The sequence below is a fragment of the Streptomyces sp. CB01249 genome, assembly GCF_001905735.1.
Lineage (GTDB): Bacteria > Actinomycetota > Actinomycetes > Streptomycetales > Streptomycetaceae > Streptomyces.
Window position 1 is genome coordinate 1202976 of sequence record NZ_LISW01000001.1, and the last position, 14740, is coordinate 1217715.

A 14740-nucleotide genomic window follows, 5' to 3' on the forward strand; every position below is an offset into this window, starting at 1 on the left:
GGCCTCCCCGCCCCGCCCGTCGAGCAACCCCCGCACCGGCACCTCGAAAGGGAACCGCTTCCGTGCACACGTACGAAAACCCGGTGATCAGCGGCTTCCACCCCGATCCGAGCGTCTGCCGGGTCGGTGACGATTACTACCTGGTGTGCTCCAGCTTCGAGTACTTCCCGGGGCTGCCCCTTTTCCACAGCAAGGACCTGGTGCACTGGGAGCAGATCGGCAACGTCCTGGACCGCCCAGGGCAGCTGCCCCTGCCCCTCCCCGGCGCCAAGGCCTCCGGCGGCCTGTACGCGCCCACGATCCGCCACCACGACGGCCGTTACTGGGTCATCAACACCAACATCGACGGGGGCGGCAACTTCGTCGTCACGGCCGAGCGGCCCGAGGGGCCGTGGAGCGATCCGGTGTGGATCGACCTGACCGGCATCGACCCCGACCTCGCCTGGGAGGAGGACGGCACCTGCTGGTGCGCCTTCTCCGGACCCGCCGGGGGTATCAACATGGCCAGGATCGACCCGGTCACGGGGAAGGTCCTGGAGGGACCTTTCCCCACGTGGTCGGGCAGCGGTCTCAAGTTCCCCGAGGCGCCGCACCTCTACCGCATCGGCGACTGGTGGTACCTGCTGATCGCGGAAGGCGGCACGGAACGCGGCCACAGCGTGTCCATCGCCCGCAGCCGCTCGCCGCGCGGCCCCTGGGAGGGCGCACCCGGCAACCCGCTGCTTTCCCACAGCGGCACCGCCCGCGCCATTCAGAACACCGGCCACGCCGACCTGGTGGAGGCTCCGGACGGCAGTTGGTGGATGGTGCTGCTCGGCGTCCGCCCACGCGGCTTCACCCCCGACGTGCACGTGCTCGGCCGCGAGACGTACCTGACCCCCGTCGAGTGGGACGACGAGGGCTGGCCCGTGGTCGCGCCCGTCCCCGGGAAGCACCCGGCGCCGGGCGGTGCCTGGCATCCCGTCGCCGCGCCGCTGGCCCGCGACGACTTCGACGCGCCGACTCTCGCGCCGCACTGGATCTCGCCGTTCACCCGCCCGGAAGGCTCCTGGTCCCTCACCGACCAGCCCGGCCGGCTGGTTCTCCACGCCACGGGCCCCACCCTGGACACCCCCGGGTACACGTTCGTCGGCCGCCGCCAGCAGCACCACGACTGCCGGGTCACCGCACTGATCGACCCCGGCACGGGCCGCGGCGGTCTCTGCGTGCGCCTGGACGAGGCCCACCACTACGAGGTGGAGGCCGGCGACGGGGAGGTCCGCGTCGTCGCCCGCATCGGCCCCCTGCGCCGGACCGTGGCCCGCAAGGCGGTCGCCGCCGGGCCGCTGCACCTCACCGTGGCGATCCGTACGCAGGGCCTCGTTCCCGCTTCGCCCCACCTCACGGACGGCGGCACCACGGGTCCCGACACCCTCGCCTTCTGGCTCGGCGATCCTGAAGCGCCGGACGCCTCGCCGCTGGCCGAGCTGGACGGGCGCTACCTGTCCACCGAGGTCGCCTGCGGTTTCACCGGCCGGGTGATCGGCATGTACGCCACACGGGGCTCGGTCGCGTTCGACCGGTACGAGTACGTCCCGGCTCCGCCGCCCTCCGTATGAGGCCCTGGGCCTGCCCGAAGCGGCCCCCGGCCTGCGAAGAGCCCCCTCCCCGGTTGGGCTAACCTTTCCCCATGCCGCCTCGACCAGCCGCATCGCGCCCCACCCTGTCCTTGGTGGCCAAGACCGCCGGTACGAGCGTTCCCACGGTGTCCAAGGTGCTGCGAGGCGGAACGGACGTCTCGGCGGAGACCCGCGCGAAGGTCATGGAAGCAGTGCGGGCCGTGGGTTACACCCGCCGGGCCGGGGCCAAGAGTGAGAAGGGGCGGGACGACAGCGGCGGTCTGTCCCATGTGCTCGACCTGGTGGTCACCCACTTCGAGGGATCATGGGCGAACCTGCTGATAGCCGGTGTCGGACGTGAAGCGGCGGCAGCGGGGCTCGACGTCGTCCTGACCCTCGCCCAGTCGCAGGGCGACTGGGTGTCACGGTTGCTGCGAAGGCGCACCATCGGTGTGATCGGGACGCTGGTCGATCCCGCGTCACAGCAGTTCGGCGCACTCTTCGCCGCGGGTGTCCCCGTCGTGCTGATCGATCCCATGAGCACACCCCCCTCCGGGGTGGCGAGCGTCGGAGTGGCGAACTGGGAAGGTGGCCGCATGGCCGGCGAACACCTCCTGTCGCTCGGGCACGAGCGGATGGGCGTGGTCGCCGGCCATGCCCGCCACCTCTTCAGCAGGGCGCGCGTCGACGGATTCCGTGCGGCGGCCGACACCACGACCGCCGGCAGCGCCACGGTTTCGGTGGCCCACGGTGCGTGGAACCGCGCGAAGGCGGCGACCGCCACCCATGCCCTGCTCGACGGCGATCCGAAGATCACCGGAATCTTCGCCTGTGCCGACTCCATGGCACTCGGCGTCTACGACGCACTGGCGGCCCGGGGGCTGCGCATCCCCGAGGACATCAGCGTCATCGGCTTCGACGACCTGCCCGAGGCGCAGTACATCACCCCGGGCCTGACGACCGTCAGACAGCCCAGTACGGAGTTGGGCGCCGCCGCCGTCAAGCTGCTCATCGAGCTCTCCCGGGGCGAGGACGGGGGCGCCCGGTCTCCCGCACGTATGGAACTGGCCACGGAGCTGGTCGTCCGGGCCTCCACCGGCCCCGTCCCGGCAGTCGCGCCGTCACCGCGCTGACCGGGGCGGGCGGCCCCGGCCGCCCGCGTCAGGACGGCGCAGGCGTCACGACCTGAAGGACGAGTCGGCTCGGACGGGCCGCGCCATGACGGATCGTGTAGACCGCGACGACGGGCTCCGCCGCCTGCCCGGCCGGGTCGAAGACATTGCTCCCGACGTCCCAGCGCGGTGACGAACTGGGTGCGATGTCGACGCGCACCCGGTGGCCCGGCAGGAACGTGTGGGCCGTCGACCAGAGATCGATGACAAACTCGTGGTCCCGGCCCGGCTCCAACGGCCGCCGCTCGCCCACTCCCGTGACCGGGTCCACGAACCGCGCCGACCCGCGCTGCACCCCGTCGGAGACGACGCGGCTGACGCCGTCCGGGCCCTCGTCGCACAGTCGCACGATCACGTCCGCGTCATTCCCCGTGGTCGTGAGGTGGACGACGGCGCGGACCGCGCCCATCACGGTGAGTTCACCGGTGAGCGGCGCGGTGCGCCAGGAGACCACATCACGGCGCGCCTCGACCGCCGTCTGGTCGGCGGGCCCCGCCCCGAACGGCCCGAAGAGGAGCACCGGTCCGCCGCACGTGGGAACGGGGCACGACGGATCGCTCGTCAGCCGCCGTTCGCCGGGCCCGGCAGCCTCTGTCGTCAGCGTGCCTTCCGCGTTCAGGTACAGCTCAAGCGACCGTGAGCCGGGCGGAGGGAACTCCTCCAGTTCGATCCACCGGTTCGTGCCCATGAGGAACACGCGCACCGGCGGAAAGTCCGCCGGCGCAGCGCGCAGAGCGGCGTCGAACCACAGCACGTGCTGGGTGGTGAGGTCGCCGTGGCCGCCGAGATCGTCGGCGGACGCCTCCGGTCCGAAGTCCGCTCCGCCGGCCCGGCCCGAGAAGTCGTCGTGCGTCCAGGGGCCGACCAGAAGGCGGGGGGCCGGCCCGCCGGTGCCCTTGGCACGGCGCAGCAGCCGCCGGTAGAGCTCCAGGGTCGAGCCGAGGAAGACGTCGAACCATCCGGCGATCAGGAAGGCCGGTACGTCGACGTCGTCGATCCGGTCGACGACCTTCCCCTCGCGATGACGTGCCGATCCGAGCGGCTCCCGCAGCAGCTCCAGACCCCACGCGACGATCGCCTCAGGGTCCCGCCCGGTGTGCAGGGCTCCGGCCCGGAACGCCGAACGGTCCCTGACGGCCCGCTCGGTGGCTTCCCACCGTTCCGTCTCTGCCTCCCGCTCGCGTGCGGAACCGATACGCCCGATCAGTGCCGGGGCGATCGCGTAGTGGGTCCACGCCAGGGTGCTGCCGATCTCAGGCACCCCGCCCCGGAACCGGAAACCGTCGAGCGCCGACATCGCCGGCGTCATGGCCGGGGCGACCGCCCGCAACCCCGGTGAGCCTCCGAGCAGGGCGGCGAACTGGGTGTCCGAGGCGTAGGAGGCACCCCACATCCCGACGGTGCCGTCGCATTCGGGGAGCCCCGCGAGCCACGCCACGGCGTCCACGCCGTCGTCCACCTCCTGCGCACAGGGGACGAACACCCCTTCGGAGCCGAAGCGGCCCCGGACGTCCTGGAGCGCGACGAGGTATCCGGCGGCGACGAGCCGTCCCACGTCGAGCATTCCCTCGCGCTCCTCACGGGCGATGTCGTAGGGGTGGCGGGTCAGCAGAGCAGGCCAGGGCCCCTGTCCGTGCGGAATGAGGAGCAGGGTGCGCAGGCGCGTCCCGTCGCGCAACGTGCACCTCGTCTCGCGGCGTTCGGCGACCGGAGCCGCCGGCTCGTCCGCAGGGGCGGTCGCCCGGAAGCCGGTCCGCCGTTGAGCCGCGCTCGTGCCGTCGCTCACCGCAGGGCGACCGCCGTCCAGGAGGTCGGCGGCAGCTCGATGGTGAGCAGGCCTTCGGCGAGTGCCGCGCCGGTGTTCGGGACCGGGGTCACCCGGTCCCGGTGGGCGAGCGTGTTCCTGGCGTAGACGTCGGAGTCGGCCAGGGTCACCGCCTCCGTGATGCGCGAGCGGCCGAGGCTGCGCACGTCCACCGTGACCTCGGCCGCCTCCGCGATGTCGCGGTTGACGAGGAAGAGCGCGGCCCGGTCCTCGTCGGCGGTCGCCACGGCGTCGATGACGGATGCCTCACCGTAGCGAGCCGTTTCGTACGTCGGCGCGTCGATCAGAGGCCGGAGCACCTCGCCGGTGGCCAGCCGGCTCGTGATCGAGAACGGATAGAAGGTCGTCTGCCGCCAGGCCGGGCCGCCGGGTTCCGTCATGATCGGTGCTATCACGTTGACGAGCTGGGCCAGGGATGCCGAGGTGACGCGGTCGCTGCGGCGCAGCAGTGTCATCAGCAGGTTGCCGACGACCACGGCGTCCGCCACGGTGTAGGTGTCCTCCAGGAGACGGGGTGCGTGCTGCCACTCGTCCTGGACCTTGTCGGACTCCTGGTGCTCCTTGAGGTACCACACGTTCCACTCGTCGAAGGAGACGGCGATCTTCTTGGACGAGCGCTTCTTGTGCCCCACGTGGTCGGCGGTCGCGACGACGGTGTCGATGAAGTAGTCCATGTCGGTCGCCGAGGCGAGGAAGGAGCCGAGGTCGCCGTCGTGCTCCTGGTAGTACGCGTGGCAGGAGACGTAGTCGACGTGGTCGTAGCTGTGTTCCAGTACGGTGCGTTCCCAGTCGCCGAAGGTCGGCATGGTCGATCCGGAGGAGCCGCAGACGACGAGTTCGAGGTCCTTGTCGGCCCGCTTCATGGCGGCGGCGGTGCGGGCGGCGAGCTTGCCGTAGTCGTCCGCCGTCATGAACCCGGTCTGCCAGGGCCCGTCCATCTCGTTGCCGAGGCACCACATGCGCACGTCGTGCGGTTCAGGAGTGCCATGGGCGACGCGCAGGTCCGACAACGTCGTGCCGGACGGGTGGTTGGCGTATTCGAGCAGATCGAGTGCGGGCAGGATGCCCCGGGTGGCGACGTTGACGGCCAGCATCAACTCGGAGCCGGTGAGCCTGAGCCACCGGGCGAACTCGTCCAGACCGACCTGGTTGGATTCGAGTGAACGCCAGGCGAGGTCGCGGCGCACCGGCCGCTTCTCGCGCGGGCCGACCGAGTCCTCCCAGCGGAACCCGGAGACGAAGTTGCCGCCCGGGTAGCGGACGGTCGTGCTGCCGAGTTCCCGGACGAGATCGACGACGTCCATGCGGAACCCGTCCGCGTTCGCACTCGGGTGACCCGGCTCGTAGAGACCGGTGTACACGCACCGTCCGAGGTGCTCGACGAACGAGCCGAAGGTGCGGCGCTGGACAGGGGCGATGACGGCCTGCCTGTCTAGTTCTATATGGGCGCGGGGCAATGCGGCGGTCCTTTCGCGGTGATGGCGCGTGCCGGGCGGTCGGCATCGGGCAGCGGCCCGCCCCCGCCGAGACGTGCGGCAGGGGCAGGGCAGAGGTGGACGGTCCGGCGTGCCGGAAGCCCGCGTCAGCCCTTCACGGCGCCGGTGAGGCCACCGACGATGCGCCTCTCGAATATCGAGAAGAAGATCAGTGCGGGCAGCATGGCGAGTGAGGTGAAGGCCAGAACCTTCGCGGTGTCCGTGGAGTACTGGGAGGTGAAGACCTGGACACCGAGCGGCAGGGTGTAGTTCGCCTGCGTGTTGAGGATGTACAGGGGCAGGATGTAGTTGTTCCAGCTGCCGACGAATCCGAGAATGCCGACGGTCACCACCCCGGGAAGTGACAGCGGCAGCACCATGCGGAAGAAGAAACCGAGCCGGCCCAGCCCGTCGATCGCGGCGGCCTCTTCGATCTCGTTCGGGATGGCCCTGAGGAACGGTACGAGGATGATGACGGTGGTCGGCAGGCCGAAGGCGATCTGCGGGATGATTACGCCGAGCAGGCTGTCGACGAGTCCGAGGTCCTTGATGACGAGGTACAGCGGGGTGATCGCGATGACCAGAGGGAACATCAAGCCGGCGGCGAACAGGGAGTACATCGCCCCCTTGAGCTTGAAGTCGTAGCGCGCGATGACGAAGCTCACCATCATCCCCGTGGCCACGATGCCGACGGTGCTGGCGATCGCGACGATGAGGGAGTTGGCGAACTCGCCCCAGAAGACGTTCGACGTCAGGATGCCGGTGTAGTTGCCGATCACCCAGGGGCGCGGAAGGCCGGCCGGGTCCGTGGTGATCTGCGAGTTGGAGCGGAATCCGCCGAGCACGATGTAGAGAACCGGCGCGACGCACACACCGACGAAGAGCAGCGCGACGAAGTAGACGACGGGGCTGCCCCACTTCTGCGGAGCGTCGCGGCGGCCGGCGGGTGGCGTCGGCTCCGGCGCGGAGGACGTCCGGGATACGGAGGTCGTCACGCTCATCACACGGTCCCTTCCGTGACGGCGCCCCGGAGGTCGCGGCGCAGGACGAAGCGCTGGTAGATCAGGGCGACGACGAGCGAGATGACGAACATGACCACCGCGACGGCGCTGCCGTAGCCGTAGTTGCCCGCGTTGCGTCCCTGGGCGAGCATGTAGATCGCCATCGTCGACGTGCCGGTCGTGCCCGCGACGTACGGGCCCCAGATGATGTAGACGAGGTCGAACAACTGCAGTGAGCCGATGATCGACAGGAAGGCCCAGATGCGGATCGTCGGCCCCAGCAGCGGCAGCGTGATGCGGCGTTGGATCTGCCAGTAGGTGGCACCGTCGATCTGCGCGGCCTCGAAGATCTCCTCGGGGATCGACTGGAGGCCGGCGAGCATCAGGATCACCGCGAAGCCGATGTACTTCCAGGTGATGATGGCGACCAGGGTCCAGATGGCCAGGTCCGGATCGGCGATCCAGTCGGCTGCCAGGGAGCCGAGACCGATCCTTTCCAGCAGGCCGTTGGCGGCTCCGTCGCTCTGCAGTATCAAGCCCCAGCCGATGCCGACGATGATCTCGGACACGATGTAGGGCACGAAGATCAGCACGCGGATCGCCGAGCGGCCGCGGATCTTCTGGTTGAGCAGCAGGGCGAGGGCGATCGCTATCGGGCCCTGGACGACCAGTGACAGCACGAGGAGCAGACCGTTGTGCCACAGGACGTCGTGGAACGCGGGGTCGGTCAGGATCAGCTTGTAGTTGCTCAGGCCGACCCAGTCGGTGGGATCTCCGTAGCCCTTCCACCGGTAGAACCCGTAGTACGCGGCGAGCACGATCGGGAAGATCACGAAGGCCAGGAACATGATGATCGCCGGCGCGGACAGGGCCGCGATCTCCAGTCGCATCCTGGCACGGCCTCGGCGGTGGGCAGCCGCTCGCGGCGGAGCCGGGGTTGCGGACTTCGCCGCACCCCTGGCCCCTTGCATGCCCTGCGACTGGCGGCCACGGGCCGGTTCAGCGCCCAGGGTGTCGCTCATGTCTGCTTACTCAGCCCTTCTCGGCGGCGGCTTTGACGTCCTTCACGATGTCGTCGGCACTGCCCTTGCCGGCCATCAGGTTCACGACGGCGATGTTCATGGCGTTGCCGACGTTCTGGCCGTACACGGTGTCGAGGAACTGCATCGAGTACGCCGCCTTGTTGAACGCCTGCAGCGCCGAGATGTTGTACGTCTCGGTGACGACCCCCTGGGCGGCCTTGTTCACCGGAATGGTGTCGAACGCCTTCCCGTACGCTTCCTGCTGCTCCTTGGTCACGACGAACCGGAGGAAGTCCGCTGCCTCCTTCGGCGCGTTCTTGGCGAGGGAGTAGCCCCCGGCACCGCCCATGATGGCGGTCGGGTCGCCCTTGCCACCGGGCACCGAGGGGAAGGGGAACCATCCCAGGTCGGGCAGCTGCTTCTTGTCGGGCGTCAGGTCGGCGATCACACCGGGGTCCCAGTTGCCCATGAGCTCCATGGCCGCCTTGCGGTTGGCGAGCATGCCGGCGGACGATCCGGCTCCCTGCTGTGACGTCGCCGTCAGGAAGCCCTTCTGGAAGGGCTCGTGCCCCAGCAGACCTGCCAGGTCCTCGCCGGCCCTGTTCCAGCACGGGTCGTCGAACGTGAGCGACTTGGCGGCCTCCTGCATGGTCTCCTGGCTGCACTCACGCAGAACGAAGTTGTAGTACCAGTGCGCGGCCGGCCAGGCGTCCTTGGCGCCGACGGCGATCGGCGCGACCTTGACCGTCTTCAGCTTGGCAACGGCGTCCGTGAGCTCGTCCATCGTCGTGGGCGGCGCGGTGATGCCGGCCTTCTCGAAGAGGTCCTTGCTGTAGTAGATGCCTTCGGGCTGCGTGTCGAGCGGCATCGCGTAGACCTTGCCGTCGATCGAAACACCTTGCAGGGCCGCCTCGCCCACGTTCGCCCGGTCGGTGTCCGTCAGGTCCAGTGCCCGGATCTGCCCGGCGTCGACCATGGCCTGCATCTTGCCGCCGCCGCGCTGGAGGAAGATGCTCGGCGCGGAGTTCGAGTTGAGCGCGTTCTGCAGCTTGCCGTCGAGGTCCTCGTTCTGGACCGACTGGATCTTGACCGTGACGTCCTTGTGCAGGGCCTGGTACGCCTTCGCGGCGTCCTTCCAGTACTTGGCCCCCCGGCCCTCCATGGCATTCGTCCAGACGGTCACCGTGGCGTGCCCGTCGGACGTACCGCTGCCGTCGTCGCCGCCGCCCGCGCAGCCGGCAGCGGCGAGTGCGACGCACAAGCCGATGGCGGCACCGGTCGTGCTGCGGATTCTCCTCGTCATCGTGGGAACTCCTGATCTGTTGCCGGTGGTCCAACTGCCGGATTTTTTGCGCAAATTAATGAGCCATCCGTGAGGTAGGTGCAAGGTCTACCGCCTGAAATGAACGCCGAGCAACCATTAGTTTTCGCAAGTTGCGGGATCGTTATCGATCGTTTCGAAAGCTGGGGGAGCGGGTCGCGAAGGGGCCACCGAAGATCACCGGACGGCCCGTCCGACGTCTTGACACCGCTTTCCCGATCTCCCTACGGTGCGCAGCACATTGAGCGAGCGCCGGCCTTCCGCCCGCCCGTCCAGGCGCGCCTCGCGCCGCACCGCAGCAGAGGAACCCCACCATGCGGATCGTCGTCCCCCGACAGCCGACAGCCCGACTCTCCGATGCCTGGCGTCATTGCGTCGGCACCGGCCGCCTCGATCTCGCGCTCCGGCGCGACTACCAGGAATCGCTTGCCCTCATTCAGCGTGACATCGGCTTCCGGTACATCCGGGGGCACGGCCTCCTCAGCGACGGGATGGGTATCCACCACTCCTACCACCACGCAGGCGAGCGCCGCGTACGTCACGCTTTCACGTACGTCGACCAAGTGGTCGACGCCTACCTGGAGATGGGCATCGCACCCTTCCTCGAACTCGGGTTCATGCCCTCGGGGCTGGCCTCCGGCGACGACACCGTGTTCTGGTGGAAGGGCAACATCACTCCTCCGCGTGACGAGAGGGAGTGGGCGGACCTCGTCCGGGCCGTCATGCGGCACCTGATCGACCGCTACGGCGCCGACCAGGTGCGCCAGTGGCCGGTCGAGGTGTGGAACGAGCCGAACCTGGCTCCGTTCTGGGCCTCCGACCAGGACGGCTATCACCGCCTGTACGAGGTGACCGCACTGGCCCTCAAGGAGGTCGACGCCGAACTCCAGGTCGGCGGCCCGTCGCTGGCGCCGGGTTACCAGGACGAGTGGATCCAGCGCTTCGCGGAGTTCGTGGTGGCTCGCGACCTCCCCATCGATTTCGTCAGCCGTCACGCCTACTCGTCCGGCCCCGTCCAGCCCGTACCGTTCGGCGCTCACCAGACCCTCATGCCGGCGTCGGCGCTGCTGGAGCAGTTCGACGCCCCGCGGCGGCAGCTGGCAGGCACAGGACTCGCCGATCTCCCCTTGCACATCACGGAGTTCAACTCCTCGTACCGGCCGGACAATCCGATCCACGACACCGCGTTCCACGCGGCGTACCTGGCGCCGGTACTCGTGAACGGAGGGGACCTCGCGGACTCCTTCTCGTACTGGACCTTCAGTGATGTCTTCGAAGAGGTGGGCATACCGACGGCGCCGTTCCACGGCGGCTTCGGCCTTCTGACGCACCGCCAGATCAAGAAGCCCACCTACCACTTGTACGCGTTCATGGCGGAGATGGGGGAGCAGATCCTCGCCCGGGGCCAGGACCACCTGGTGACACGGCACGACGACGGTCGGATCACCGTGCTTGCCTGGGCACCGGCCGACCCGGCGGGCGGCGATCCAGTGAACGGGCACTCGCTCCGGCTGTCCCTGCCCGTCGGAGCCCCGGACGCGCGGGGCTCCGCCTATCTGCGTCGCCGCGCCGTGAGTGAGGAGGCGGGCAACCCCTGGGCCGCCTGGTGCGACATGGGCCGGCCGCTCGCGCCCGGCCACCGTCAGCTCGACGCCCTGCGCGAGGCGGCCGAACCGGCCCACTCGCACGGGAACATCCCCGTCGTCGGCGGGCGTGCCGATGTGCACCTCGTCCTGAGCCGGCACGAGGTGACGCTCGTGGAGCTCACGCCGGTCGCCGACGAGACGCCCGAGTGGTGGAGCGAGGACCGCCTGTTCGGACTCGGTGGTGAAGGGATCGACGCCGCCGCGAGCCAGGACTGAGCACTCCACCCCACCGCATGAGAGGAGCACACCCGTGCCGAAGGCGACCGTCTCCCTGCGGGATCGCCTCCACACGGCGGGCCTGACCGATGTCATCGCGGTCGAGCCGACCACTGGAGGCTTTGCCGCGTGGCCCGCCGCGCCGACGGCACGTCGGTCTTCGTCAAGGCATTCGCCGAGTCACCGTCGGACGACGTCTTCGCCGCGGAGGCCGAAGGGCTGACCGTGTTGCGCGAGGTGGGAGGCGTCACCACACCCGAGGTCGTTCTCGCCGACCGCGACGTACTCGTGCTGTCCGCGCTGGACCCCCGGCCGGAGACCGAGTCGTTCTGGGAGCAGCTCGCGCACGTGCTGGCCCACCTGCACACCGCCACGCGGCACACCCGGTTCGGGTGGCACCAGGACAACTGGCTGGGACGCCGTCGTCAGGTCAACACCTGGGCCGACGACGGATTCGAGTTCTTCGCCAGGAACCGTCTGCTGCGCCGGCTCGGCGAGCGACGCGTCGAGCAAGCACTCGACGCCGCGGACCGGGCGGCGCTGGAGCGGCTGTGCAACCGACTGCCGGATCTGCTGCCGGTCGCGCCGGCGTGCCTGACGCATGGCGACCTGTGGACGATGAACGTCATGGCCACCCCCCAAGTGCAACCTGCGCTGATCGACCCGGCCGTGTCCTACACATGGGCGGAGGTCGACCTCGCCCACCTGTGGACGACGTCGCCACCTCCGGAATCGCACGTGTTCTTCGAGGTGTACGCGGAGCTGACCGGCCTCGACCGGGACTGGCGCGCACGCATGCCGGTCCTCCAGTTGCGCCAGCACCTGGCCGTCATCGCCCAGTTCGACGCCGACTGGGGAGCCGCAGACCTCGTGCGTGCCACGCTCGCTCCGTTCCGGCGGTGCTGAGTTCCGGGATGGGGCACCGCCGTGCCCGGTGCCCGAGCGTGGGGGGCAGCGGCTGAACGCGGCCGGCGGTGCGACAACCAGAGCCCGACCCTGACCTCCTGAAACAGATGCACATCGCTGGCCTCCTCCGTCTCAGAGGGAGGGGGCCGGCCTGCCGCTCGGATCAGTCGCCGTGCAGTGCCCCGTGCAGGAAGTCCACAGCGAGCTTGCGGGCCACGTTGGCGGCGCGGGTGTCGCGCAGGCTGTCCAGGAGCAGGAAGTCGTGGACCATGCCCGCCACCCGGACGGAGGTCACGTCCACACCGGCCTCGCGCAGCCTGTTGGCGTACTGCTCGCCCTCGTCGCGCAGGACGTCGGCCTCATCGGTGATGACGAGCGTCCTGGGCAGGCCCTTGAGCTGGTCCAGGGAGGCCCGGAGCGGCGAGGCGTGGTGCTCGGCGCGCTGGGCGGGGTCGGTGGTGTAGGCGTCCCAGAACCACTTCATGCCGTCGAGGGTGAGGTAGTAGCCCTCGGCGAACTGGTGGTACGAGGGGGTGTCGAAGCCCGCGTCGGTCACCGGGTAGAGCAGCGCCTGGGCCTTGAGGTCGATCCCGCCGCGCTCCTTGTTCATCAATGCGAACACCGTGGACATGCAGCCGCCGACCGACTCGCCGGTGACGGCGATCCGCGAAGTGTCCAGGCCGTGGTCCGCGCCGTGCTCCAGGACCCACCGCCCCACGGCGTAGTTCTGCTCGACCTGGGTCGGATACCGCGCCTCGGGCGCGCGGTCGTAGACCGGGAAGACCCCGGCCGCCCCGGCGCCGACCGTGAGCTCGCGGAAGAGGCGGTCGTGGGTCTTCTCGTCCCCGAAGACCCACCCGGCGCCGTGGATGTAGAACACCACCGGCAGCGGCCCCGTGGACCCGGCGGGCCGGATGATGCGGGTACGTACCGTGCCCCACTTACCGGCGTCCACGTCGACCCATTCCTCGTCCACGTCGGGACGGGCAACGGACGCGTCGCTCTGCAGCCCGAGCAGGATGTCCCGGCCCTTCGCAGGCGGGACCTCGTAGATCCGAGGATGCGGATCCGTCGCCTCGCACAGCTCCTTCGCGGCCGGTTCCAGGTAGGGGGTGATCGGAGGAGGAAGATCAGTCATGTCCGCTCCATGTCATGACGCACGAGCGCCCTGTCCACGCGCCCTCGCGTCTCGGGAATCGGGCCCGACTCCATCGTTCGCGCTGGTTCCGCCCTTCGCAACGTGGGGGAGAGGGGGGCAGCGCGGTCCTACGTGGGAGGGCGTGGGCTCGTGGCTTTACGGGGCCGCCGGTCCAGTGGTGAAGAACGCCGTCATCTGCCGCAGATGCCACGATCCATGACCGCCATCCCCGAACGGTGCGGCGACCACGGCCACGACGAGCGTCCATTCCCCCCGTCGGGTCCCGGAACCGCATCGGGTCGAAGAACAACTCCAGCCACAAGGCATGCCGCTCGCCGCCCTCGGGCCCGGAAACCGGAGGCAGGGGCACCGCTCATCGAAATCGACATAACGGAATTATGTGCACCCGCACATGTCTCTCTGTGGCGCTTTGCGTGAGGGGTGTCGTTGGCTTCTGGGAAGTAGCCGGGTCACTGCTTGGGCGGAGCGACGGATTCCTGGCCCATGGCGGCCGATTTCCCCAGGCGCGGCCCGCTGGGCCATGTTACGTGCGACGCGGTGCTGGTCATAGCCACCCACCACATCGTCAGCGACTACACCTCGCACCACCTGATCCTGCGCGAGCTCCTCATCCTGCATCGGGAGTTCGCCGACAGTTCCGTCCCGGGTCCCGCACCCGCGAGCGGCGGCCCGGACATCCACGCCGAGCAGGTGGCGGCCGAACGGCGGTTCCTCTCCTCGGCCCGAGGCGTTCGGGCCGAGACGTACTGGCACCAGGTGCGTGCCGGTGCGCTCCCCGCTGAGCTTCCGACCGACCGGCCGCGCCCGGCCACCCAGCGGTTCTGCGGGGCCACCCATGAACTGCCCCTGCCCATAAGCACGGTCGAGCGGCTGACGAAGGCCGCGCGGTCGCTCGACGTCACACCGTTCGCCTTTCTCCTCGGTGTTTTCCAGGCCGCCCTGTACCGCCACTCGGGACAGCCGGAGGCCCTGGTCGGCTGCCCGATGTCCACCCGGGGCACCCTCGGAGCGGGACGCCGGACGGAGGCCGCGGTGGGCTACTTCGTCAACACCATTCCGGTACGCGGGAGCTTCCGGCCAGGCGACCGTATGAGCGACGCGATCCTGGCCGCGCAGCGGCAGCTCGTCCGGGGCCTGGCCAACGCCGGACATCCGGGCGCCCTGTCGGCCACCTCATCGGGCCGGCGCACCCCGCCGTTCCGTACCGCCGTGACCCTGATCGCCACGGACCGCACGGAACCGCGGCTCGGCCCTGTACACGCCGACGGTGAAGGGGAGCCCAGGCCGTACCAAGGGCTGCACGTCGCACGGATCGGAGTCCCGCGGCAGGAGGGGCAGTTCGACCTCATGCTGCGGATCGAGCAGAGCGGAGACACGCTCGACGCGATCTTCAGCTATG

At 69.6% G+C, this 14740-nt stretch carries 10 protein-coding genes and 1 pseudogene; 5 read left to right on the top strand and 6 right to left on the bottom strand.

The window, feature by feature from the left end; genetic code table 11:
* Window positions 1-62 precede the first annotated feature (62 nt).
* Both AMK18_RS05095 and AMK18_RS05100 read left to right on the top strand, forming a co-directional pair.
* The gene (locus tag AMK18_RS05095) at window positions 63-1598 is read left to right on the top strand and encodes a glycoside hydrolase family 43 protein (RefSeq protein WP_073861791.1); all 1536 of its coding nucleotides are present in this window, start codon (window positions 63-65) and stop codon (window positions 1596-1598) included.
* 71 nt (window positions 1599-1669) lie between these two features.
* The gene (locus tag AMK18_RS05100; protein WP_073861792.1) at window positions 1670-2731 is read left to right on the top strand and encodes a LacI family DNA-binding transcriptional regulator; all 1062 of its coding nucleotides are present in this window, start codon (window positions 1670-1672) and stop codon (window positions 2729-2731) included.
* A 28-nt stretch (window positions 2732-2759) separates the two neighbouring features.
* Here AMK18_RS05100 and AMK18_RS05105 read toward each other — a convergent pair whose 3' ends face one another.
* The 5 genes from AMK18_RS05105 to AMK18_RS05125 form a co-directional block, all read right to left on the bottom strand.
* Complete coding sequence (locus tag AMK18_RS05105) at window positions 2760-4556, bottom strand: CocE/NonD family hydrolase (RefSeq protein ID WP_073861793.1); 1797 nt, start codon at window positions 4554-4556, stop codon at window positions 2760-2762.
* A complete protein-coding gene (arfA, locus tag AMK18_RS05110; protein WP_073861794.1) occupies window positions 4553-6052 on the bottom strand; it encodes an arabinosylfuranosidase ArfA in 1500 nt (499 codons plus the stop codon). The genes AMK18_RS05105 and arfA overlap by 4 nt, the downstream gene beginning before the upstream one ends.
* 125 nt (window positions 6053-6177) lie before the next feature.
* Window positions 6178-7071 carry a carbohydrate ABC transporter permease gene (locus AMK18_RS05115; RefSeq protein WP_073861795.1) on the bottom strand — a complete coding sequence of 298 codons (894 nt, stop codon included), beginning with the start codon at window positions 7069-7071 and terminating at the stop codon, window positions 6178-6180.
* The gene (locus AMK18_RS05120; RefSeq protein WP_073861796.1) at window positions 7071-8093 is read right to left on the bottom strand and encodes a carbohydrate ABC transporter permease; all 1023 of its coding nucleotides are present in this window, start codon (window positions 8091-8093) and stop codon (window positions 7071-7073) included. Before AMK18_RS05120 ends, AMK18_RS05115 begins: the two co-directional genes overlap by 1 nt.
* A 10-nt stretch (window positions 8094-8103) precedes the next feature.
* On the bottom strand, window positions 8104-9396 hold the full coding sequence (locus tag AMK18_RS05125; RefSeq protein WP_073861797.1) for an ABC transporter substrate-binding protein: 1293 nt from the start codon (window positions 9394-9396) through the stop codon (window positions 8104-8106).
* Window positions 9397-9728: 332 nt separating this feature from the next.
* Between AMK18_RS05125 and AMK18_RS05130 the strand changes: the two genes are divergently transcribed.
* Together AMK18_RS05130 and AMK18_RS05135 are read left to right on the top strand one after the other, a co-directional pair.
* The gene (locus tag AMK18_RS05130; protein WP_073861798.1) at window positions 9729-11276 is read left to right on the top strand and encodes a GH39 family glycosyl hydrolase; all 1548 of its coding nucleotides are present in this window, start codon (window positions 9729-9731) and stop codon (window positions 11274-11276) included.
* Between the two features lie 129 nt (window positions 11277-11405).
* Entirely contained in the window at window positions 11406-12182 is a 777-nt protein-coding gene (locus AMK18_RS05135; protein ID WP_241836451.1) for a fructosamine kinase family protein, read from the top strand.
* A 163-nt stretch (window positions 12183-12345) separates the two neighbouring features.
* Here the strand turns inward: AMK18_RS05135 and AMK18_RS05140 are convergent, their stop codons facing one another.
* Window positions 12346-13320, bottom strand: a complete 975-nt coding sequence (locus AMK18_RS05140) for an alpha/beta hydrolase (RefSeq protein ID WP_073861799.1) — start codon at window positions 13318-13320, stop codon at window positions 12346-12348.
* 504 nt (window positions 13321-13824) lie between these two features.
* Between AMK18_RS05140 and AMK18_RS35655 the strand changes: the two are divergent.
* A pseudogene (locus AMK18_RS35655) lies at window positions 13825-14730 on the top strand (condensation domain-containing protein); the annotation flags it as partial.
* Window positions 14731-14740: the final 10 nt, after the last annotated feature.